Raw genomic sequence first — 21,303 nt, 5'->3', positions numbered from 1 at the left:
TCCACGTCATTGCGAGGAGCCCTTGCGACGAAGCAACCCAGTCTACGCTTTTGGCTTCTGGATTGCTTCGTCGCTTCGCTCCTCGCAATGACAGCTGAGAGGTCGGCGCTTAGCTCACTTATATTTCGGGTCGCGCTCGAGCAGCTCGATCGACACGCCCTGCGGCGCGCGGATGAAGCAGATGCGCAGGCCGGGCTTCAGCGTATGGGGCTCCTTGGTGAACTCCACGCCCTTGGCCTTCAGCGACGCAGCCACCGCATCGATGTCCTTCACCTGCAGACCGAAATGATCGAGGCCCTGATAGGGCGTGGCCGGCGGCGGGTTGACGCCCATCTCCGGCGTCACCGGTGCAAGAAAAATCATGCCGCCGCCAAGCCTGATATCGATACGGCCAGGCGCACGCAGGATCTCGGCGCCGAGCATGTCGGCAAACCACTGCGCAGTCGCTTCGGTGTCCGGCGTGCGGATATGGACATGATCCCAAGTGTATTCGATCGCAGACATCGGCGGCTCCTTTTGACGTCTTCTTACAATGATCGCAGAAACGTAAACTCGGTATCGTCATAGGCGCGGCGCTCGAGTTCTTCAAACCCGTCGGGCGCCGCAAAGGCAGCATCCTTCGCCTCTTCCACCACCAGCAAAGCGCCCGGCGTCAGCCAGCCACCATCGCGCAGCGAGGCCAGCGCCTTTTCGGCGAGCTTCATGCGATAGGGCGGGTCGAGGAACACCAGCGAGAACGGCTCGACCGGATGGGCGGGGCCGAGATCGGCGGCATCGCGGCGATACACTTTGGTCACGCCGCCGAGACCCAGCGCCTCGACATTGTTGCGGAGCAAGGCGCGCGCCTCGGAACCGTTATCGACGAACAGCGTGAACTTGGCGCCGCGCGATACGGCCTCGATGCCGAGCGCGCCAGTGCCGGCAAACAGATCGAGCACGCGCGCGTCCTCGATCGGACTTTCGTAAGCGTGGATCAGGATGTTGAACAACGACTCGCGCAATCGATCCGCCGTGGGACGGATCGCCTGCGTCGTGGGCGACGCGATGTTGCGGCCCTTCAGCCGGCCACCGACGACACGCATGGCTTACGCGTCCCGCGGCTTCAGATCGCGCTTACCGTGATAGCCGCGCTTCGGCTTCTTCGGCGGGCCGCCGAAGGTGGCCGCGTCTTCATTGCGGGCACGCGACTCTTCCGAGCCGGCGCGCTGCACGAGAATGCGACGGCCCTTGCGGTCTTCCACCGTGGAGCGCTTCAGAACCGGCTTCTTCACGATCACCGGATCGAGTGAGACGTCGCCCTTGCTCGGCAGTTGGCGGCCGAAATCGGCACCCGACGCTTCAGCGATCTTCTCGCCGAGCTGCTCGCGCAGCACGCGGGTCTTCACCTCGTCGACCTGGCCTTCCTCGATCTCGCCGAGCTGGAACGGACCGTAGGAAATGCGGATCAGGCGATTCACCTCGAGACCGAGATGCGCCAGCACGTTACGTACTTCGCGGTTCTTGCCTTCGCGGATCGCGAACACGATCCAGACATTGGCGCTCTTGTCGCGCTCCAGCGTCGCATCGATCGAGCCATATTTGACGCCGTCGACCTCGACGCCGTTCTTGAGCTCGTTGAGCTGCGCCTGCGTGACTTCGCCATGGGCACGCACGCGATAGCGCCGCAGCCAGCCGGTCTCCGGCAGTTCCAGCGTCCGCGCGAGGCCGCCGTCATTGGTCAGCAGCAGCAGGCCTTCGGTGTTGAAATCGAGCCGGCCGATGGAGATCAGGCGCGGCAGGCCTTCGGGCAGATGATCGAACACCGTCGGCCGTCCCTCGGGATCGGCATGGGTCGTCATCAGGCCGCGCGGCTTGTGGTAAAGAAACAGACGCGTGCGCTCCGGCGCCGGCAACGGCTTGCCATCGACGGTGATGACGTCGTTGGTCGAGACATCGAGCGCCGGCGAGTTGATGACGCGGCCGTTGACGGCGACGCGGCCCTGCGTGACCCATTCCTCGGCATCACGGCGCGAGCACAGGCCCGCGCGCGACACGACCTTGGCGATACGCTCGCCGGCCTTCTTGGCCGCGGGAACGCGCGCCGGGCGGCGCGCTTCCGGATCGCGTTCGCGATACTCGCCACGGCCACCAAAGGCGGGACGCTTCGCAAAGATTCTGCTGTCGTCCTCGTTCTCACGACGCGGACGCTCATCACTGTCGCGGCTCTCGCTGCGACCATGCTCCTGCCAGTCGGTGCGGCCACGCGGCTCGCGCGGACGATCGAAGCTCGGACGATCTTCACGCGGACGCGAGAAACGCGGACGCTCGCTGTCGCCACGCTCCGGCCGGTCGTCACGCGAACGCTCGAATTTTGGCCTGTCGAATTTCGGCCGATCGAAATTGCGCGCACCATCGCGCGCCGGACGCGCGCTGCGGCTGCCACGATCATCCGAACCGCCTTCGCGCTTCTGCCAGGGTTTCTGCTCGCTGCGATCAGGGCCGCGCTCGAAATCACGCCCACCGCGATCGTTGCGATCACCGCGATCCGGACGATCGCCAAAGCTCTTGCGCGGGCCGCCGCGATCCGGCGCACCACGGGAGAATTTCTTGTCGCCGCCGAACTTCTTCTCGGCGCTGAAGGGCCGGTCGCCGCGCGGACGATCACCGTCGCGCGAGGGGCGCGGGCTGAACGGACGATCGCCTTGCGGACGATCGTTGCGATCACCCTGCGGGCGATCAAAGCGCGGACGCGGACGGTCACCATCGCCGCCGCGGAAACCTTCGCCGCGCGGCGTATAGGGGCGTTTCTCACCGCCGCCATCGCGCGTCGCGTAGGGCTTCCGCTCACCGAACTTCTTGTCGGAGAAACGTCCGGCCGGACGCGCATCGCCGCGATCACCACGCGGGGCGCGGTCATCCCTGTTGAAATTCGGACGGTCGCCGCGCGGTGCTTCTCCGCGCGGGCTGTAGGGACGTTTGTCGCCGCCACCGGCGCGCGGGGAATACGGACGCTTCTCGCGATCGCCGAAATCCTTGCGCGGACCGCGATCGGGACGATCGCCGCCACCGCTGCGCGCGGGACGGTCGTCGCGGTTGAAGCGGGCCGGACGCGCGTCGTCACGATCGCGGCGCGGCGCGCGGTCGTCATCACGCTTGCCCGCGTAAGGCTTTGCTCCAAAAGGCTTGGCGCCAAAAGATTTGCCGCCAGAAGGCTTGCCACCGAAAGACCGCTTCTCGCCGCCACCAGCACCGGGCGGCTTCGGGGCATATGTGCCGTCGCGCTTGGCGAATTTCTTGTCGGGTCCACGTGCGGCGCCGGAGCGGCCCTTGCCGGCTCCGCCTTTGCCACCGGGTGGCCGGCCGCGCGAGGGGCCGTTGTTTTTGTCGTTGTCGCGGGGCATGAAGGGTCTCACTGCAGCGGAAGCTGAATTGGGTTGAGCGGTGCGGACAGGGTTCGCGGGCCGAAAATGCGCGCTCATTGGGGCGCATTCTCACGCAAAACCAGTATCCACTTTTGCTGAATGCAACTCCGTAGCAGAGTTTTGCGCAGGAAACGAGCCGTTGACCGCACCTTCTTTCATGGATCTGGCGCTGAAAGCGGCCGAAAACGCCGGAAATGCCGGCGAAGTCCCCATCGGCTGCGTCATCGTAGGGAATAACGAGGTGATCGCCACGGCCGGCAACCGCACCCTCCGGGACCGCGACCCGACCGCCCATGCCGAAGTCCTGGCGATCCGGGAGGCCGCCGCCAGGCTCGGCAGCGAGCGGCTGGTTGACTGCGACCTGTATGTGACCCTGGAGCCCTGCACCATGTGCGCGGGCGCGATCTCCTTCGCCCGGATCCGGCGGCTGTATTACGGCGCAGCCGATCCCAAGGGGGCGGGGTCGATTCCGGCGTGCGCTTCTTCGCTTCGCCTACCTGCCACCACGCGCCGGAGGTCTATCCGTCCGTGGGCGAAACCCAGTCCGCCGCGCTGTTACGAGAGTTTTTTAGAGCGCGGCGCTGAGGCTTTGCTGACAGCCAAGCTAACGGGAACGCGGGTCACTTCGTGTCCGTCTTCGTGGATGACGCAGATGTGGCGCTCATGGTCCTGATGCGTCGCCGGCCGGGCGCTGACTTCGTCGGCGATCACATAAGCCTGTGCAATCGCTTCGGCGTCACTGCGCAGCTCCCGACCAGCATGGTCGCGCTGTGTCGTGCCGTTCTTGAGGTCGAAGTAATAGTGCGCCATGGGTACCTCACAGCCCCATCAACGCGTTCCACAACCTTCGGTTCCCCGAGAGGGTCACCCGAATACCGTTACTTGCCTTTGCGCTCCCGCGCCACCGCCTGCCAGCCGATATCGCGGCGGCAGAAACCTTCCGGCCAGTTGATCAGGCCGATGGCCTCATAGGCGCGGCGCTGGGCCTCAGCGACGGTCTTGGCGGAGGCCGTCACGTTAAGGACACGCCCGCCATTGGCGAGAATCCAGTCGCCGGATGCCTTGGTGCCGGCATGGAAAATCTCGACACCCTCGATCTTCTCGGCCCGGTCCAAGCCGGCGATGCGCGTGCCCTTGTCGTAGTCGCCGGGATAGCCCTTCGTGGCCATCACCACCGTCAGCGCCGGATCCGGGAACCAGCGCAGATCGAAATTCTTGAGTTGCCCGTCACAGCACGCAATCAGCGCCGGCAGCAGATCCGACATCATACGGACCATCAACACCTGACACTCCGGATCGCCGAACCGGGCATTGTATTCGACGAGTTTAGGCCCTTGCTCGGTCACCATGACGCCGGCATAGATCACGCCCTTATAGGGCGTCCCCATGGCGCTGAGCGCGCGCAGGGTCGGCATGATCATCTCGTCCATCACCTGCGCGCAGAGCGCCTCGGTCATAACAGGCGCCGGCGAATAGGCGCCCATGCCACCTGTGTTCGGGCCCTTGTCGCCGTCAAAGGCGCGCTTGTGGTCCTGCGCAGTTGCCAGCGCCAACGCGTGCTCGCCATCGCACAGCGCGAAGAACGAGGCTTCCTCGCCCTGCATGAACTCCTCGATCACGACTTCCGCACCGGCCTCGCCGAAGCCGCCATCGAACATCATGTCGACCGCGTCCAGCGCCTCGGCTTCAGACATCGCCACCACAACGCCCTTGCCAGCGGCGAGGCCATCGGCCTTGACCACGATCGGTGCGCCCTGGGCCCGGATATAGGCCTTGGCAGACTCTGCATCATGGAAATGCCCGTAGGCCGCAGTCGGGATGTTGTTGGCCCGGCATAGTTCCTTGGTGAAGCTCTTCGAGCTTTCCAGTTGGCCGGCGGCTTTACTGGGTCCGAATGCCTTGATGCCGACGGCAGCAAGATCGTCGACGATGCCCGCCGCTATCGGGGCATCCGGGCCGACCACGACGAAATCGACCTTGTTCACCTTGCAGAAATCAATCACGGCCGCATGGTCGGTGATATCCACCGCCACGCATTCGGCCTCCCGGGCGATGCCGGCATTACCTGGCGCGCACCAGAGCTTGGTCAGCAGCGGAGACGCGGCGAGTTTCCACGCCAGCGCGTGTTCGCGACCACCGGAACCGAGGAGGAGAATGTTCATAACCAGCCAGACCAATTGCAATCAAACACGCCCATCGTTTAGCACGGCGCGTCGGGACAGCAATCAGTGGTCTGAGTAATCAACCGGCCAAGCGGCCAACCCTCAAGCGACGGCGACATTTGTTTCCGCGCGATAGCGGCGGATCAAACCCACCGTCCAGCCAAGGAAATAGCCGGCGCACGCCCCCGACACCAATTGCCCGATGAGCGGGACGGCAGCACCCGAACCCAGCTTCATCGCGGTTGCGACCGCCACGGCATATTGCAGGAGGAAGACCGACAGGTTGCGGATCAGCGGCAGCCAGCTCCCGGGGCGCAGAATGGTGCCGTCCTGCCGATCGACGGTCATCTCGCCGGGACCGACCCACAGAGCGACGGCCGCCATCACGATTGCCGCTGCCAGCCATGCCCCGATCAGATGCAATTGGCCGCCGGCAAAGATCAGCCGCGACAGCCCCATCAGGAGAAACACCATCGGAACGATCAGCAAACGGCGCAGCTGTGTCTTTCGCGGCCGGAGCGACAGGCTTCCGAGCCAGATCAGCAGTGCGAGCAACGCGAACACCCAGATCGGTGTGTTGGTCAGAATGCGCCACGCGATGTCCATGACAATCTCCAGAGCTTTACGTTACTTGCTTTGCTCTACTTGCCTTCCGCAGTTGCGATGATCTCACGCAAGGTGGCGACGTGCCGCGCGAAGGCGCCGCGCCCGACGGCGGTGGCCGTCACCGTTGTCTGCGGCTTCTTGCCGACGAACGCTTTCTCGACGCTGACATAACCGGCTTTCGCCAGTGTCTCGATATGCGCGCCGAGATTGCCATCGGTGGCGCCGGTCAGTTTCTTCAAGCGCGGGAAATCCAGCCCTTGTGCCGGATGCAGCGCGTTCAACGCGGCCATGATCTTGAGCCGCAGAGGCTGATGGATGATGTCGTCGAGCTCTGCCATGTCAGTTGCGCCGCATCCAGAGGCCGCCGAGCAACAGGCCGCCGCCATTGACGACAGCCATCCAGAGCGTGAACCACGGTCCGGCGAAGAAGTAACCGAGCAGTGTCAGCGCGATCACGCTCATGCCGATCACGACGAAGACGCGGCCGAACCAAAACCCTGTCATCACGTAAGGCAACATGAAGTAAGTCGTCCAGAACGCTGCGATCTGCCGCGGCGCCATGTTCCCGAAAACGATGCTCCACAGACAGCCGAAAGCCACGAAGGCGATAAACGCTGCCGTTGCGCGGGCATCGAAGGTGCTGACACCTTCGCGCTTCTTGTTGAGGGCCCCGATGCTGATCGCGCAGATGACACCCGCGACAATGACGACCGACCAGATGACGGGAGCCGCAGCAGGCGCGAAGAACGAGAGCAGATAACCGATAAAAGTCGCAACGCCCCATAGAATGAGCATCGTACTGGCGTGCCGATAGAACACCGACTGCCGGACCAGCCGACTGAGGCTCTCGATCTCCATCAACGCAGCACTGGCTTCCTGGCTGTTGATCACGGTGTCACCTCGTTGCGAGATCATCGGCCACGACGGCGACGAAACTTGCCGTGCTGACGACGTCCATATGATTTGCGTCGTCGAGGACGCGCACGTCGATATTGGCTTTCGACTGCATCGCCTCGCGATATTTGTCGGCGAACATCAGCTCGTCATTGCGCCCGGCGATGACCGATATGGGCCCATTCGCCGGATCGAGATCCAGGCGGTAGTCGCGATGCGTGCCGAAATTCTGCAGCAGCCGAAACGAATATTCGGAACTCAGAATGCGTGTCGACCCCGGTTGCACGGCAAAAGCAACCACCGGGAGCTGCGAACAGCATGTCACCCCGAACGACTGCAGCACACTGAGCGCGATGATGCGCGGCACACTCGGACTGGCCCATCCACCTGCGTTCTCGCGTGTGGATGGCGACTTCAGGCCGAGATAGGGTGACAGCAGAACCGTGCGTGCGAAAAGCCCCTGATTGACGGACCCCGCGACGCGCAGCGCGAACCCGCCGCCCGACGAATGCCCGGCGAGCGTCAGTGGCGACGCCAGCCCCTGCCCGCGCAAATGGCCGACGAGATCTGCAAGATCATCGTCGAGCTGTCCGAGATAGGCGATATCGCCGCGGGTCCCGGATGCGCCATGGCCGCGCATGTCGGGAGCGATGCTTTCGACACCCCGCGCGGCAAGCGCTTTTGCGAGAGCGTGCACCGCTATGCTCGATCCCGACGAGCCGTGAATGAGCAGTGCGGCACGGTTCACGGACGGTCCGGATGGCGTGTAGCGCCGGTAGGCCAGATTCGAGCCGTCTCTCGCCTGGAAATACTGCAGCGGCGGAACGTCCCCGCGATACGCACTGCGCGCCGTGTCCGCAATGGAGGCCAGTGCCTTGGGTCTGGAGACCGGCACCGCAATCATGCCAGCCAGCACCAGAGCCACCAGGCCCGCTGCAGCAAGGAGCCAAACGATGCCACGGACCGCGAAGGTCAATATCGACGCCATAATACCCGCCATTCTCTGAATGCAGATAACTCTGTATTACAGAGTTATCTGCAGATCAATATCCGATTGGCGTTTTGCGACCGACATCCCTACTTTGCGACGATCCTGAAAGCCGAGATTCGATGCCCAAAGCCGCCGCCCCCCTCACCAATTCCCCCGAATTCACCGTCTCCGAGCTGTCCTCAGCCCTGAAACGGACGGTGGAAGACACTTACGGGAACGTGCGGGTGCGCGGCGAAATCTCGGGTTTTCGCGGGCCGCATTCCTCCGGCCACTGCTATTTCTCGCTCAAGGACGAGAGCGCCAAGATCGAGGCGGTGATCTGGAAGGGTGTCCATGGCCGGATGCGGTTCAAGCCGCAGGAAGGCCTGGAAGTCATCGCCACCGGCAAGCTGACCACCTATCCCGGCTCGTCGAAATACCAGATCGTCATCGAGGCCATCGAACCCGCCGGCGTCGGCGCGCTGATGGCGCTGATGGAGGAGCGCAAGCGCAAGCTTGGCGCGGAAGGCCTGTTCGACGAAGCACGCAAGCAGCTGCTGCCGTGGCTGCCGGAAGTGATCGGCGTGGTGACGTCGCCGACGGGCGCTGTCATTCGCGACATCCTGCATCGGCTGGAAGACCGCTTCCCGCGCCGCGTGCTGGTCTGGCCCGTCAAGGTCCAGGGCGAAGGCTCGGCCGAACAGGTCGCCGCCGCCATCCATGGCTTCAATGCGCTGCCGGTGGGCGGCACGATTCCGCGGCCGGATCTGCTCATCGTCGCGCGCGGCGGCGGCTCGCTGGAAGACCTGTGGTCGTTCAACGAAGAGATCGTGGTGCGAGCCGCGGCCGAGAGCATGATCCCGCTGATCTCGGCGGTCGGCCACGAGACCGATATCACACTGATCGATTTCGCCGCCGACAAACGCGCGCCGACGCCGACAGCGGCCGCCGAAATGGCGGTGCCCGTGCGCGCCGAACTAATGGTGGAGATATCCGGCTTCGAGCGCCGCATGATGCTGTGCTGGCAGCGCGGACAGGAATCCCGCCGCAACGAACTACGCGCCGCAGCGCGTGCTCTGCCGGATCTCAGCGAATTGCTCGCCATCCCGCGCCAGCGTCTCGATGGCGCAACCGCATCGCTGCCGCGCGCTCTGAAAGCAAATACACACGCGCATCATCGCCGCTTCGCGCAGGCCAGCGCGGGGCTGACGCTGCGCGTGCTGCGCGCACAGATCGCCCATGCTACGCAGCGGCTGACGGTATCGGGCGAACGCCTGAGCCTCTCCGCGCGTGCATTGCTTCGGCAGCGCCGCGATCGTTTCACTGGCCTTGAAGCACGATTGAAGGCCTCCAAGCTCGCCAATGCGCAGGCGCAGCGCAATGCCATCACGCGCGATCGGGAGCGCGCTCTGCGCCTCACTGAGCGCGCGCGCCGTGCATTGACGACACTGGTGCAGCGCCAGCAGGCGCGCGTACAGGCGTCGAGCCAGTTGCTCGGTGCCCTCTCCTATCGCAGCGTGCTGGCCCGCGGCTTCGCGCTGGTGCGCGACGAGCAAGGCGCGGCGCTGCATGCCGCCGCCAATATCGGAACCGGCGCGCGCCTGAGCATCGAATTCGCCGATGGCCGCGTCAGCGTGACTGCCGATGGCGACCGCACGGCACCTGCTCCGCGCGAGGCCAAGCCTGCGGCGCCGGCCGCGCCGAAAAAGGCGCCGAAAATCGATCAGGGCAGCCTGTTCTAGAGGTTGCGCAGGCCGCCTTTATTGGGCGACGCTGCGGCCCTATTTATGCTACGAGATGACGACATTCAGGGCCGGTGACCGATCCGGCGAGACGACTTAGTGACGATCCAGGAGACAGCCGTGCTGAACAAATTTGGCCCCTCGGGCCACGGCGAAGCCCAGTTGCAATATCTCGACGGCGATTTCCGCGTGGTGTCGCCCGGCACCTATGTGACTTGCGCCATCACGGGCGAGCGCATTCCGCTGGACGAGCTGAAATACTGGAGCGTGGATCGGCAGGAAGCCTATGCGGTGCCGAATGCGGTGCTGGCGCGGCATTATCCGGACGCCGTGAAGGGTCAGAAGTAAGGCCGTAGGATGGGTAGAGCGTCTTCGCGAAACCCAGCCTACCTTTTGAGTGATTTCACCCGCGCCTCATTGAGCTTCTCGATCACGAAAGCCTGCAGCGCCGTCTTGTCCTCGAAGGCCAGCGTGACGGCGAATGGCACGATCTCCGCCGCAGCCGACATGCTGCTGAGCTTGACGACATCCTTCTCCGTCGTCACCAGAGTGAGCCCATCACGCTTCGCTTGCAGGACCAGCGCATCGATCTCACCGGACGTATACGGATGATGATCGGCGAAGGCCTTCTCCACAGCCACGTCCACACCTGCATGACGCAACGTGCGGAAGAAGCGTTGGGGATCGCCGATTCCCGCAAAGGCCAGCACGCGCTTGCCGCGCAGGGCCGCCACTGACGCCTCGTCCGGCACGAGGCGCGCCGTCAACACCGGACCACCTTTGCCCGCGACCAGCGCCGCCACGCCCGTAGCCGCAACACCATCGCCAATCACCACGAGCACATCGGTGCGTGCGATCTGCAGATCGAGCGGCGCGCGCAAAGGTCCCGCGGGCAGCACGCGCCCGTTGCCGAGACCGCGATTGCTGTCGATCACAATGAACGACGCGTCCTTGACGATGGCCGGATTCTGGAAGCCGTCATCCATCACGATCACGCTCGCGCCGGTCGAGCGCGCCAGCGCTGCGCCCGCAACGCGATCCCCGGAAATCACCACCGGCACCTGCCGTGCCATCATCAGCGGTTCGTCGCCGACATCTGCTGCCACATGTCTCGACGGATCGACTTTCACCGGTCCACGCAGTCTGCCGCCATAACCGCGACTGAGCACCACCGGCGTCTCGCCGAGATCGCGCAGCACGTGCACCAGTGCCAAAGTAGTCGGCGTCTTTCCGGCGCCGCCGACGTGATAATTGCCGACACAAAGAACGGGAATGCCGACATCGACGCCCTTGCGCGCCATGCGGCTACCTGCGACTTCGCCATAGATGGCGCCAAGCGGCATCAGCAGACGCGACAACCATGTCGATGGCGGCCGCCAGAACGCCGGCTCACGCATCCTGCGCTCCCGCTTCGAGCCGAAGCTGCATCAAATAAGGCTCCAGCGCATGCAGCGTACGGTCGAGCGCACCGCCAAGCCGTTCAACCACGCGGTGCCCGGCCTCGATCGCGGCATCGCGCGCCGCCTCGTTGCCGAGCATCTGGCCGAGCTGTTTCACCATTTGCTCCGAGGAGTCGGCGAGCTTCGCGCCGCCCGCGCCGTCGAGTGCTTCATAGACATCGGTGAAATTGAAGACGTGCGGGCCATGCACCACGGACGCACCGAGCTTCACGGCTTCAATCGGATTCTGCCCGCCATGCGGCACCAGCGAACCGCCCATGAACACCACCGGTGACAGGCGATAGAACAGGCCGAGTTCGCCCATGGTGTCGGCCACGTAAATATCGGCGCCTGCATGCGGCAATTCCTCGCGCGAGCGCAACGCAACCTGCGCACCTGCCACAGTGATCATCTGCGCGATATCCGCTCCGCGATGGGCGTGGCGCGGCACGATGACCGTCAGCAATTTCGGGAAGAAGCTGGTCAGCGTTTTGTGAGTCTCGAGGATGATCTCCTCTTCGCCGGGATGCGTCGACGATGCGACGATGATGGGGCGACCGCGCGTCACCGCCATGAGCTTGTCCAGCTTCACGGCGTCGCTGGGCGGCGCCTGCACATCGAGCTTCAGATTGCCCGTGACGACGACGCTGCGTGACCCCAATGCGCTGAAGCGCTCGGCGTCAGTTTCGGACTGCGCCAGGCAGATCTCGAAACGGCCGAGCAACGCGCCGATGGTCGCCGAAAATTTCTGCCAGCGCGGGAATGAGCGCTGCGACATGCGCGCATTGATCAGCACCATCGGCAGCCGGCGCTTGGCGGCGGAGATGATGAGGTTCGGCCAGAGATCGCTCTCGATGAACAGGGCCAGGCTCGGCTTCCAGTGATCGAGGAAGCGCGCCACGAAGCGCGGTGAATCATAGGGTATGTATTGATGGATGATATCGGTCGGGAACCGCTTGGCGATGATCTCCGCCGACGTCACTGTGCCCGACGTCAGCAGAATGCGCATGCCCAGCGCGCGCAGCCGCTCGATCAGCGCTGCTGCCGCCAGCACCTCGCCGACGCTGGCGCCGTGAATCCAGACCAGCGGCCCGGCGGGGCGCTCGATCTGCGAGATGCCGCGACGTTCGTCGAGGCGCGCAGGATCTTCCTTGTTGTTCTTCAACCGTTGCTTGATCAGGACAGGCGCAAGCGGCGTCAGCGCCGCCGACAATCTGCGATAGGCGCGCAGCGTGATCGGCAGCGCGTTAGGCACGACGCGCACCTTCCGGCCGACCTACCGCGTCATAAGCGCGCTGCGTGGCCTCGTTCAGCGTGGCCTCGAGCTGCAGGCGCAGCGCCTCCATCGTGGCAGCGTCGGCATCGGCAGGAACGCTCAGCGGTTCGCCGCCGACCAGCACACCGCGACCGAAAGGCAGATTGATCGTCGTGCGGTCCCAGTTGTTGAGCTGGACGTAGCGGCTGGTGGCCATGGCAAACGGCATGATGGGCCGGCCGCTTTCGCGTGCCAGCATGATGATGCCCATGCCGGCGACACGCGAGCGCTTCGGCACGTCGGCGGTCAGCGCCATATTGATACCGCGCTCCAGCACCCGCACCATTTCCTTGAACGCACCAACACCGCCCTTGCGGTGAAACGCGCCGCCATGATCGCCGGAGCCGCGAACGGTGGCGATGCCAAGGCGCTCGGCAGCCAGCGCATTGAACTCACCGTCGCGATGCTTCGAGATCAGCACGGCACCGCGATAGTCCTTCTGCCGGATGAACGGCGTCATGAAGTGCTGGCCATGCCAGAACGCCAGAATGACCGGCATCTGCGGCTCGACAATGTCATAGACATCGACGGGATCGAAGGTGAACTTGTTGGTCTTCCAGACCAGACGCAAAAATTCGGCCGCGAGAAACCCCGCGGCGCGCTGAACCCAGCTGCTGCGCAGCGTGTTTCGGAGCAGTCGTTTCAAGCGGCCGGCTTCGCGTCTTGGCCAGGATCGAGCAACCGATGGAGATGGACGATGAAATAACGCATATGGGCGTTATCGACGGTCATTTGCGCCTTCGCCTTCCAGGCCACGAACGCCGACGCGTAATTCGGATAAACGCCCACCACTTCAACCTGGCTGAGATCCTTGAAGGTTGTCCCCTTCAGATCGGTGAGTTCGCCGCCAATAACCAGATGAAGCAGTTGCTGTGGTGTGTCCGACATGAATCCTGTTCCTGCAGCCGCCGGCTGCGATCCGATAAGTCAAAGATAGTGGTGCAGCCGGTTAAACCCGGCGGTTCTGGAATTGCTCGACGATGTAAGCATGGCGATCGGCCCCCGCTGCCACCAGCAACCCGTGCGTGACTTCCCGGCGATTATAGAGGATGGGATCGCCCGAAAGCTCGGTCATCCTACCATTCGCTTCGTGCACGATCAAATCTGCGGCGGCCAGATCCCAGTCCCGGCTCTGCCCCCCGGCAAAGGCCGCATCCAGCCGGCCATTGGCGATCCAGCACAATCGCAGCGCCAGTGAGCCGATTCGCGGATAAAGCGTGATGTCCTGCCGGGGATGGACCATCCGCTCGACCAGAGGTTTCGGGCCCGCCACGCGCGAAAAGTCCATCGCGGAACCGGTCGTGGCCCGAACCGGAACGCCATTGCAGGTGGTGCCCTGCCCGCGGATCGCCAGAAAAAATTCATCTGTGGATGGCGCAAATACCGCGGCCATCACCGGCCGGGCATCCTCGACCAGCGCGACACAGACACACCAGTCCTCGCGACCGGCGAGATAGCTGCGCGTGCCGTCGATGGGATCGATGATCCAGGTCAGGCGCTTGCCGAGACGAGATTCGTCATCGGCACTCTCCTCCGAAAGCCAGCCATAATCCGGCGTCGCGGCGCGAAGCCGCTTCTCGATCAGATCGTTGAGGGCGATATCCGCTTCGGAGACGGGTGAGGATTCGCCCTTGGTCCATTTCCTGAGTTCTGTACCGAACATTGCGAGGCCGAGCTCGCCGGCCGCCCGCACTGTGTCCGCCATCAGGGCAACATCGTGCGCGAGCCGTTTGTCTGTATCGAGATCAGCGTCCGGCAATCGTCAGTCCCTCGACGCGCACGGTCGGCGCGTTGACGCCGTATTTGAAAGTGAGGTCGTTCGCAGGCGTCATCGACTTGAAGATCTCGAACAGATGCCCGGCGATGGTGATCTCGCTGACGGCGTAAGTCAGCTTGCCGTTCTCGATCCAGAATCCGCCGGCGCCGCGGCTGTAGTCGCCGGTCACGCCATTGACGCCGGAGCCGATCAGATCGGTGACGTAAAAACCTTCCTTGATATCGGCGATCAGGACTTCGGGGCTCACGTCGCCTGCTTCCATGTGCAGGTTATACGCGCCGGGTGATGGTGACGACGACACGCCGCGATGCGCGTGGCCTGTCGTGGTCATGCCGAGTTCGCGCGCGGTGGCGCAATCCAGCAGCCAGGTGGTCAGCACGCCGCCATCGATGATGGCCTGCTGCTTTGTCGCAACGCCTTCGGCATCGAAGGACTGCGAGCGCAGGCCGCGCACGCGCAGTGGATCATCGATGATGCGGATATTGCTGCTGAACAGCTGCTTGCCGAGACTGTCCTTGAGAAACGTGGTCTTGCGCGCGACGGACGCGCCATTGGCGGCACCGATGACGTGACCGACCAGCGAGTTCGAGACGCGCGGATCGTACACCACCGGCACCTTGCAGGTCGGCACTTTGCGCGGATTGGCCCGCGCCACCGTACGCTCGCCCGCGAGTTTGCCGACGCTGGCCGGCGACTCCAGGTCGGATGCATGGAGCGCCGAGGTGAAGGCGTAGTCGCGCTCCATCTTGGTGCCGTCGCCGACGATGGCTGTCATCGACACGCCCTGGCTGGAGCGCAGATAGGAGCCGTGAAAGCCGGTGGAGGTCACCAGCACCATGCCGCCGATGCCGGTCGAGGCCGATGCACCGCCCGACTTGGTCACGCCCTTCACCGCGAGTGCCGCCGCTTCGGCTTCCACTGCGCGGCGTTCGAGTTCGCTCACCGACGGCACGACGGGATCGAGCAGATCGAGATTTGCAAAGTCGCGCGCAAGCAGCGCTGGATCGGCAAGGCCGACATATTGATCATCAGGTGCGACGCGTGCCATCGCGACAGCACGCTCGGCCAGTTGCGCGACATTGTCGCCGGACATGTCATTGGTGGAGATCACCGCCTGACGTCGGCCAACGAATACGCGCAATCCCATGTCGTCGCCTTCGGAACGTTCGGAGGCTTCGACCTTGCCGTCACGCACTTCGACGCCATGCGACACGCCGCGCACCGCGACCGCATCCGCGGCATCCGCGCCGGCCTTCCTTGCAGCCTCGACGAGACGCTGTGCCAGCACCGAAAGCGCGGACTGGTCGAGCAGATCGGAATTGTCGGATTTCGTGGAGGCGGACGACGACGCGTTTGGTGAAGAATTCACGAACAAAATCCCAACGTTGAGAGACGATTTTCGACCGGTCCGAAGCGGTGATGGCCGCTGTTAGAGATGTGCCTATTTCGCAGGGACTTCAAGCATTTGCCGTGCCGAAAAGGAAAGAATTTCAGGGCTTTCGCAACGACTCGTCAATCATGCCTGCCAAGCTTCTGTCAATCATGAAGGGCAGTCGGATTCGATTAACCAGCCTTTTTAAGCCGATTCCGAACCGGCTCTGGCAAGCTCTCCCCATCGACCGAAAGCATAATTTCGGCGGGGAGATAAAAAGCCGTGAGGCATCAAACAGCGACAGGTGGGGCCCATGCCCCGGGATCGAGCAGCGCATTGCGGCTCGATCCCCATTCACTTCCGGTTCGTTTCGAGGCGCATGATACCCGCGCCGACGGAGCGATCCGCCATATCGAACTGCACCGTACCCGCGTCGTCCTGCATCGCGCCGTCAGCGGCATGCGCATGGCGATCAATGTGCGCGTCAGCGATTTTCTCGGCGTCACCCTGCGCGGTCTCGACGACGGCAAGATGCTGATGCTCGCGCATCGCGATCCATCGCTATCGATTCCATTGCTGGTCAGTTCCGATCGCGAGGAAATCGACATGGCCTGGCAGATGTGGAGCGAGATCTTCGCACTTCCGCAATTGCCCGAAGAGAAGACCTACGAACCGTCGCAGCGCCGCCGTCGCCGCAATGCGATTCGCGAGCGCCGCCCGAAATTCCTGGTGCGTCGTCGTCCAGGCGCGTTGCTCGGCGAAGCCGGCATGTACAAGGGCGAGCGCGAGATCATCGCGCGACATTAATGAGACAGGCAGGATCACCTGCCGTCTTACTCTCCCGGCAACCGCAACACCTTGACCGGATTCATGATCCGGTCGGGATCGAGCGCAAGCTTCACACGTCGCATCAGATCAAGTTCGACCTCCGACGTATAAAGCGGCAGCCGATCGATATGCATGCGGCCGATGCCATGCTCGGCGCTGATACTGCCGCCACAAGCCACGCTTTCCTGGTGCACGATGGTGTTGGCCTCATGCGCCGCAGCCTCGCGCACCTGTGCATCGCCGATGTCATAGGGAAATACGACGATCACATGCACATTGCCGTCACCGACATGCCCGCAATGCGCGACCTGTGCATTCGGCAACTCGCGCTGCAGCCGACGCGTGACGCGATCGATAAATTCCGGAAGCGCCGAGATCGGCACCGACGTATCGTTCGACACGGTGAAGCCTTCGCGCTTGTTGGATTCCGAAATCGTGTGACGCAGGTTCCAGATCCGGTCGGCCTTGGCCTGATCGGTGGCGATCACCGCATCGCCGATGAGCCCGTCCTCCATCGCTGCGGCCAGTGCGGTCTCGAGGCTTTCCACCGCATTCCAGTCCGCGGCACTGTCGGCCAGTTCAAGCAACACATACCATGGCGCCTCGTCCGCCATCGGACTTCCACTCCCCGAACCATGACGCAGCACGATCTGCAATTGGCTCTGCGACATCAGCTCAAAGGCCTCGACACGACCGCCCGTCGTGCGCTGCAGATACTGCAAGAGCGCAATCGCCTGGCCGACCTCGTCCATCGACACCATTGCCGTCGCCGAAACGACGAGCTTCGGATACAGTTTCAGCACAGCGGCAGTGACGATGCCGAGCGTGCCCTCGGCGCCGATGAAGAGCTGTTTCAGGTCGTAGCCGGTATTATCCTTGCGCAGCGCCTTGAGACCGTTCCAGACACGCCCGTCTGCCAGCACCACTTCCAGCCCGAGCACCTGCTCGCGCATGTTGCCGTAACGCAGCACGCCGGTGCCGCCGGCATTGGTGGAGATCAGCCCGCCGATCTCGCAACTGCCGACGCTGCCGAGCAGCACAGGGAACTGGCGATCATGCTGGTCCGCCAGCGCACGTACATCCGCCAGAATGCAGCCAGCTTCCAGCGTCACCGCATTGTTGAGCGGATCGAGGTGGCGCACGCGGTTGAGTCGCGACACATTGACGATCAGCGCCGCCACGCCATCCGGAACGATGGCACCACCGGTCAAGCCAGTATTGCCGGCCTGCGGTACGATGGCGACGCCGCTTTCACCGCACAGGCGAACCACCGCCGATACCTCGTCGGTACTCGCAGGCAACGCGACAGCCACGGCCTCGCCGCGATAGCGCGCACGCCAGTCCTGCTGATACGGTTCGGCATCCACGCCGGTTCGCACATATTTGTCGCCGATGATTGCCGCCAGCGCCTGCAGAAACGCTGCGCGTTCGCTATCCGTAAGAGGCAAAAGGCGATCCTTTCGACTGTCTATTCCGACTTCAGACCGGCGGCCTGAATGATCGGGCCCCACTTCACGCCCTCGGCCTTGACCTGTGCTTCGAGCTCCGCGCCGGTCGAGCCCACCGGATCTCCGCTCAGCTCGCGCAGACTCTTTGCCACTTCGGGATCCGCAACCGCCTTGCGGAACTCCGAACTCAACCGTTCGGCCAGCGCCGGCGCCATGCCGGGCGGGGCGAACACCGCGTTCCACGTGTAGGTCTCGTAATCAGGCAGGCCGGACTCCGCGATCGTCGGGATGTCCGGGAAGGACGGCGAGCGCTTCTTGGTGGTGACGGCGAGCGTGCGGATTGAGCCCGCCTTGATGAACGGCGCCGCACCGCTCAACACGTCGAACAGAACCGGGATCTGTCCGCCCATCAGGTCGTTCATGGCCGGCGCACCGCCGCGATAGGGCACGTGCTCCATCTTCACGCCCGCCTGCACCTTGAACAGTTCTCCGGACAGATTTGGTGGCGTTCCCACGCCGGACGACCCGTAACTATATTTGGTCGGCTCGGCCTTGAGCAGCGCGATAAGCTCGCCGACGGTGGTCGCCTTCACCTGCTTGGACACCATCAGCACGTTGGGCACCGTAACCAGCATCGAGATCGCCGTGAAATCCTTCACCGGATCGTAAGGCGGCACCTTCGCCATCAGCGGGTTGATCGTATGGGTGGAGATGGTGCCCATCAACAATGTCAGCCCATCGGGCTTGGCGCGCGCGACCCGCGTGGCGCCGACCACGCCGCCAGCGCCGCCGACATTCTCAATGAGGATCGTTTGCCCGAGTTGGTCGGAGACCTTCTTGGCGACATGCCGGCTCACGATGTCGGTTGCCCCGCCTGCGGCGAAAGGCACGACCAGCGTGATCGGACCTTTCGGCAATTCGGCCTGCGCCCAGGCATGGGTACTAGGAATCATCATGCTAGACGCCGCTACGGCTGCCGAGCGGCAGAACGTGCGGCGCGTAATCTTGCTCGCCATTGTTTCCCTACCCTTGATGATGTTTTTGTTTCCCACACTGGTTTTCCAGCATTGGGTCTCCCAACGATAGTCAGAAGGGCGCCGCATCTACATCGATGGGCGCCCTTCCGTTTGTTCAGAGCGGCGCGTGTCCGAGCGCTGCGCGGAATCGGTTCTTCACATAGACACCATCACGCGGCGGCAGCACACGCGGCGGGTTTTCCGCTTTCACTTTGATGGTCGCGAGCTTGACGCCATCGCGCGACGACAGGCGACCGTGCAGATCCTCCACGCCGGCCATGTCGCGAATCTCGCGCGTCCAACCGAAGCCGCAGGCCTGCGCCACGCGATCGAGATTGACGCCGAGCCCGGCGTGGCTGACCTGCATGCCGGTTTCGCCGAAATGCCCGTTGTCGAGGATGGCAATCGTCAGATTGGCAGGTTTGCGCGTGGCGATGGTGGCGAGGCCGCCCATGCCCATCAGCATCTCGCCATCGCCGGTGACGACCAGCACCGAATGATCGGGCTTCGCCGTCGCCAGCCCGAGCCCGACCACGGCGGCGCTGCCCATTGCCGCCCAGAGATAGTAGTTGTTGTCGTGATCGCCAACAGCCATAACGTCATAGGACGGTGAGCCCAAGCCGGTCACAACAAGCAGATCCTTGCGGCCGGCCAGCAGCTTCTGCACGACCTCGCGGCGGTCGAGCGCGCCGCTTGCGTTTACTTGACCCACTGCTTCTCTCCGATCAAACGCTGCCCCAGGAGCAATGCACAGGCTGCATCGCCATTGAATGCCATCGACGCGGCACCGTGCAACAGCGGTGCGACATCTTGCGGCTCATCGGCGCGCCAGGTCAGCACACCCATCAGGTTGAGCGCCTTCTCCGTCGCCTGCCCCATCGGGTTCTGCCACGCATTGAATTCGGCCCAGTCGCCGCGCATGGTCACGACCATCAGAAGCGGGAAGCGCGTGCAGGCCTGCAGCGCCAGCGTGTTGATACAATTGCCGACACCACTGGACTGCATCAGCAGCGCACCGCGCTCGCCGCCGAGCCAGGCGCCTGCGAGATAGCCGATGCCTTCTTCCTCGGTGGTCAGCACCACGGAATTGATCGCATTGTCTTCGTCGGCGAGACGGATCGCCGTGGAATGGCCGGCATCGGGCACATAGACGATGTGCTTGACGTCGGCCTCCTTCAGGATGCGGAACACATCGTGCCGCCAATCCACCTGTGAACCGGGCATGGGCCCTGCGTCTGACATTCCAGTCTCCGTTGCTTGCAGCATAGCGCTGACTCACGCTTAGCCCAAAGCAGACCGCGCAACGCATACAGATTTGCTTGATGAGATATGCCGAGATTTGATCTCTGGCGTTGCAGCACTCGACAGCGCGCGAATGGTGCGACGCAGCTACGTTTTCCTGGGATCGATCATGTGGCCGACCCAGATATTCCGGGCGACGAGATCGGCCGCGATCTCCGTGAATGTATCGCCGACGAAGCGCGCCGCCGCGCTGACCGAGCGGTCTGCCGGATAGGCCAGCACCAGCTTGCGCGCCGGCGTGGGATCGATCAGCGGCGCCGCACAGAGCACGCCGCTCTCGACCAGCGCATGGATCGGCGCAAGCGGCAAAGCCGTTGAGCCGACGCCGTTGCGCACGAGATCGATCATCGCACCGAAGGAGTCCGCTTCGACACTGCCACGCAGTTGGATGCCCGCCTGCCGCGCGCATTCCTCCATGATCCCGCGCAAGCCATGGCGCAGGCTGGGGAGAACCAGCTCTTCGTGAGCCAGCGCCGCGAATGGAACGGGCCGATCCATGCGCAATCCCTTGCCGCCGGCGCTGACGAATAGCAGGTTCTCCATCATGACCGGCACGATGCGCAGTGAACGCAGCGGCTGCGGATCGTAGGACACCGCGAGCTCGAGTTCGCCGCGCTGGAGCCAGTCGAGCAGATGCCCGGTGAAAGCCGACGACAGGCGGATCGAGAGCTGCGGATGCACCTCCTTGATCTTCTTCACTAGGGGAACGGTGACGATCTCGGCCACGGTCGGCGTCGTACCGATGGAAACGAGGCCCTTGAACGAGGCGCTCTCTTCGGATGTGACATTGCGGATGGCATCGAGCTCGGTCATCACGCGGGTCGCGTGGTTGAGAACTTCGCGGCCGATCTCGGTGATGACCATGCCGCGCCCGTGCCGTTCGAACAGCACGGCGCCAAGTTCTTTTTCCAGCAGTCTGATTTGCCGGCTCAGGGCTGGCTGCGCGATGCGCAGGCGATCGGCGGCCTTGCTCAGGCTTCCCAGTTCGGCCACGTGGATGAGTGTCTTGAGCTGTGCGACGTCCATCTCTG

General features: G+C 63.7%; 23 protein-coding genes and 1 pseudogene. 4 read left to right on the top strand and 20 right to left on the bottom strand.

Annotated features, from left to right (window positions below; genetic code table 11):
- Window positions 1-114: 114 nt before the first annotated feature.
- From RSO67_RS23540 to RSO67_RS23530, 3 genes are read right to left on the bottom strand one after another with little or no spacing between them, the layout of a single operon-like run.
- Window positions 115-504, bottom strand: coding sequence for a VOC family protein (locus RSO67_RS23540; protein ID WP_315840799.1), 390 nt, complete (start codon window positions 502-504; stop codon window positions 115-117).
- A 23-nt stretch (window positions 505-527) separates the two neighbouring features.
- Window positions 528-1,082 (bottom strand): 16S rRNA (guanine(966)-N(2))-methyltransferase RsmD, encoded by a 555-nt coding sequence (gene rsmD, locus RSO67_RS23535; RefSeq protein ID WP_315840798.1) that lies wholly within the window; start codon window positions 1,080-1,082, stop codon window positions 528-530.
- A gap of 3 nt (window positions 1,083-1,085) precedes the next feature.
- A complete protein-coding gene (locus tag RSO67_RS23530) occupies window positions 1,086-3,380 on the bottom strand; it encodes a pseudouridine synthase (RefSeq protein ID WP_315840797.1) in 2,295 nt (764 codons plus the stop codon).
- Window positions 3,381-3,558: 178 nt separating this feature from the next.
- Here RSO67_RS23530 and RSO67_RS23525 point away from each other — a divergent pair.
- Window positions 3,559-3,986 (top strand): annotated as a pseudogene (locus tag RSO67_RS23525) (nucleoside deaminase).
- On the opposite strand, the gene RSO67_RS23520 reads toward RSO67_RS23525, so the two are convergent.
- From RSO67_RS23520 to RSO67_RS23495, 6 genes are all read right to left on the bottom strand, one after another.
- Window positions 3,957-4,211: a DUF6894 family protein gene (locus tag RSO67_RS23520; RefSeq protein WP_315840796.1), complete on the bottom strand. Its 255-nt coding sequence runs from the start codon at window positions 4,209-4,211 to the stop codon at window positions 3,957-3,959. The pseudogene RSO67_RS23525 and the gene RSO67_RS23520 overlap by 30 nt on opposite strands.
- Before the next feature lie 68 nt (window positions 4,212-4,279).
- The gene (gene purD, locus RSO67_RS23515; RefSeq protein ID WP_184513747.1) at window positions 4,280-5,563 is read right to left on the bottom strand and encodes a phosphoribosylamine--glycine ligase; all 1,284 of its coding nucleotides are present in this window, start codon (window positions 5,561-5,563) and stop codon (window positions 4,280-4,282) included.
- Between the two features lie 102 nt (window positions 5,564-5,665).
- Window positions 5,666-6,169, bottom strand: coding sequence for a DUF6622 family protein (locus tag RSO67_RS23510; protein ID WP_315840795.1), 504 nt, complete (start codon window positions 6,167-6,169; stop codon window positions 5,666-5,668).
- A gap of 35 nt (window positions 6,170-6,204) precedes the next feature.
- Window positions 6,205-6,507 (bottom strand): transcriptional regulator, encoded by a 303-nt coding sequence (locus RSO67_RS23505; protein WP_315840794.1) that lies wholly within the window; start codon window positions 6,505-6,507, stop codon window positions 6,205-6,207.
- A 1-nt stretch (window position 6,508) separates the two neighbouring features.
- Window positions 6,509-7,060 carry a hypothetical protein gene (locus RSO67_RS23500; protein ID WP_315840793.1) on the bottom strand — a complete coding sequence of 184 codons (552 nt, stop codon included), beginning with the start codon at window positions 7,058-7,060 and terminating at the stop codon, window positions 6,509-6,511.
- Between the two features lie 4 nt (window positions 7,061-7,064).
- Window positions 7,065-8,051, bottom strand: coding sequence for an alpha/beta fold hydrolase (locus tag RSO67_RS23495; RefSeq protein WP_315840792.1), 987 nt, complete (start codon window positions 8,049-8,051; stop codon window positions 7,065-7,067).
- 122 nt (window positions 8,052-8,173) lie between these two features.
- Between RSO67_RS23495 and xseA the strand changes: the two genes are divergently transcribed.
- The gene (gene xseA, locus RSO67_RS23490; RefSeq protein ID WP_315840791.1) at window positions 8,174-9,775 is read left to right on the top strand and encodes an exodeoxyribonuclease VII large subunit; all 1,602 of its coding nucleotides are present in this window, start codon (window positions 8,174-8,176) and stop codon (window positions 9,773-9,775) included.
- Between the two features lie 120 nt (window positions 9,776-9,895).
- Window positions 9,896-10,123 carry a DUF2093 domain-containing protein gene (locus tag RSO67_RS23485; RefSeq protein ID WP_089261889.1) on the top strand — a complete coding sequence of 76 codons (228 nt, stop codon included), beginning with the start codon at window positions 9,896-9,898 and terminating at the stop codon, window positions 10,121-10,123.
- A gap of 38 nt (window positions 10,124-10,161) precedes the next feature.
- On the opposite strand, the gene lpxK is transcribed toward RSO67_RS23485, so the two are convergent.
- The 6 genes from lpxK to RSO67_RS23455 form a co-directional block, all read right to left on the bottom strand.
- Window positions 10,162-11,172: a tetraacyldisaccharide 4'-kinase gene (gene lpxK, locus RSO67_RS23480; protein WP_315840790.1), complete on the bottom strand. Its 1,011-nt coding sequence runs from the start codon at window positions 11,170-11,172 to the stop codon at window positions 10,162-10,164.
- Window positions 11,165-12,469, bottom strand: coding sequence for a 3-deoxy-D-manno-octulosonic acid transferase (locus RSO67_RS23475; RefSeq protein WP_315840789.1), 1,305 nt, complete (start codon window positions 12,467-12,469; stop codon window positions 11,165-11,167). The genes lpxK and RSO67_RS23475 overlap by 8 nt, the downstream gene beginning before the upstream one ends.
- A complete protein-coding gene (locus RSO67_RS23470) occupies window positions 12,462-13,175 on the bottom strand; it encodes a lysophospholipid acyltransferase family protein (RefSeq protein WP_315840788.1) in 714 nt (237 codons plus the stop codon). Before RSO67_RS23470 ends, RSO67_RS23475 begins: the two co-directional genes overlap by 8 nt.
- Window positions 13,172-13,417, bottom strand: coding sequence for a DUF4170 domain-containing protein (locus RSO67_RS23465; RefSeq protein WP_315840787.1), 246 nt, complete (start codon window positions 13,415-13,417; stop codon window positions 13,172-13,174). Before RSO67_RS23465 ends, RSO67_RS23470 begins: the two co-directional genes overlap by 4 nt.
- A gap of 61 nt (window positions 13,418-13,478) precedes the next feature.
- Window positions 13,479-14,288 (bottom strand): 3'(2'),5'-bisphosphate nucleotidase CysQ, encoded by an 810-nt coding sequence (locus RSO67_RS23460; protein WP_315840786.1) that lies wholly within the window; start codon window positions 14,286-14,288, stop codon window positions 13,479-13,481.
- Window positions 14,275-15,675 carry a TldD/PmbA family protein gene (locus RSO67_RS23455; protein ID WP_315840785.1) on the bottom strand — a complete coding sequence of 467 codons (1,401 nt, stop codon included), beginning with the start codon at window positions 15,673-15,675 and terminating at the stop codon, window positions 14,275-14,277. The genes RSO67_RS23460 and RSO67_RS23455 overlap by 14 nt, the downstream gene beginning before the upstream one ends.
- A gap of 285 nt (window positions 15,676-15,960) precedes the next feature.
- Here RSO67_RS23455 and RSO67_RS23450 point away from each other — a divergent pair, with 285 nt between their 5' ends.
- On the top strand, window positions 15,961-16,485 hold the full coding sequence (locus RSO67_RS23450; RefSeq protein ID WP_315840784.1) for a DUF6101 family protein: 525 nt from the start codon (window positions 15,961-15,963) through the stop codon (window positions 16,483-16,485).
- A gap of 26 nt (window positions 16,486-16,511) precedes the next feature.
- Here RSO67_RS23450 and RSO67_RS23445 read toward each other — a convergent pair whose 3' ends face one another.
- From RSO67_RS23445 to RSO67_RS23425, 5 genes are all read right to left on the bottom strand, one after another.
- Window positions 16,512-17,954 (bottom strand): FAD-binding oxidoreductase, encoded by a 1,443-nt coding sequence (locus RSO67_RS23445; RefSeq protein ID WP_315840783.1) that lies wholly within the window; start codon window positions 17,952-17,954, stop codon window positions 16,512-16,514.
- 20 nt (window positions 17,955-17,974) lie between these two features.
- Window positions 17,975-18,970 (bottom strand): Bug family tripartite tricarboxylate transporter substrate binding protein, encoded by a 996-nt coding sequence (locus tag RSO67_RS23440; RefSeq protein WP_410001774.1) that lies wholly within the window; start codon window positions 18,968-18,970, stop codon window positions 17,975-17,977.
- A gap of 115 nt (window positions 18,971-19,085) precedes the next feature.
- A complete protein-coding gene (locus tag RSO67_RS23435) occupies window positions 19,086-19,682 on the bottom strand; it encodes a thiamine pyrophosphate-dependent enzyme (RefSeq protein WP_315840781.1) in 597 nt (198 codons plus the stop codon).
- A complete protein-coding gene (locus tag RSO67_RS23430) occupies window positions 19,670-20,212 on the bottom strand; it encodes a thiamine pyrophosphate-binding protein (protein ID WP_315840780.1) in 543 nt (180 codons plus the stop codon). Before RSO67_RS23430 ends, RSO67_RS23435 begins: the two co-directional genes overlap by 13 nt.
- A gap of 147 nt (window positions 20,213-20,359) precedes the next feature.
- Window positions 20,360-21,298, bottom strand: coding sequence for a LysR substrate-binding domain-containing protein (locus RSO67_RS23425; RefSeq protein WP_315840779.1), 939 nt, complete (start codon window positions 21,296-21,298; stop codon window positions 20,360-20,362).
- Window positions 21,299-21,303 lie beyond the last annotated feature (5 nt).

Source organism: Tardiphaga sp. 709 (assembly GCF_032401055.1).
GTDB lineage: Bacteria > Pseudomonadota > Alphaproteobacteria > Rhizobiales > Xanthobacteraceae > Tardiphaga.
This window is presented reverse-complemented; position numbering and strand designations above follow the sequence as displayed.

Coding starts and splice junctions, on each gene's coding strand:
- RSO67_RS23465 (WP_315840787.1), bottom strand. CDS start 13,417: ATGTCGGACACACCACAGCAACTGCTTCATCTGGTTATTGGCGGCGAA.
- RSO67_RS23530 (WP_315840797.1), bottom strand. CDS start 3,380: ATGCCCCGCGACAACGACAAAAACAACGGCCCCTCGCGCGGCCGGCCA.
- xseA (WP_315840791.1), top strand. CDS start 8,174: ATGCCCAAAGCCGCCGCCCCCCTCACCAATTCCCCCGAATTCACCGTC.
- RSO67_RS23495 (WP_315840792.1), bottom strand. CDS start 8,051: ATGGCGTCGATATTGACCTTCGCGGTCCGTGGCATCGTTTGGCTCCTT.
- rsmD (WP_315840798.1), bottom strand. CDS start 1,082: ATGCGTGTCGTCGGTGGCCGGCTGAAGGGCCGCAACATCGCGTCGCCC.
- lpxK (WP_315840790.1), bottom strand. CDS start 11,172: ATGCGTGAGCCGGCGTTCTGGCGGCCGCCATCGACATGGTTGTCGCGT.
- RSO67_RS23505 (WP_315840794.1), bottom strand. CDS start 6,507: ATGGCAGAGCTCGACGACATCATCCATCAGCCTCTGCGGCTCAAGATC.
- RSO67_RS23540 (WP_315840799.1), bottom strand. CDS start 504: ATGTCTGCGATCGAATACACTTGGGATCATGTCCATATCCGCACGCCG.
- RSO67_RS23425 (WP_315840779.1), bottom strand. CDS start 21,298: ATGGACGTCGCACAGCTCAAGACACTCATCCACGTGGCCGAACTGGGA.
- purD (WP_184513747.1), bottom strand. CDS start 5,563: ATGAACATTCTCCTCCTCGGTTCCGGTGGTCGCGAACACGCGCTGGCG.
- RSO67_RS23430 (WP_315840780.1), bottom strand. CDS start 20,212: ATGTCAGACGCAGGGCCCATGCCCGGTTCACAGGTGGATTGGCGGCAC.
- RSO67_RS23440 (WP_410001774.1), bottom strand. CDS start 18,970: ATGGCGAGCAAGATTACGCGCCGCACGTTCTGCCGCTCGGCAGCCGTA.
- RSO67_RS23510 (WP_315840795.1), bottom strand. CDS start 6,169: ATGGACATCGCGTGGCGCATTCTGACCAACACACCGATCTGGGTGTTC.
- RSO67_RS23520 (WP_315840796.1), bottom strand. CDS start 4,211: ATGGCGCACTATTACTTCGACCTCAAGAACGGCACGACACAGCGCGAC.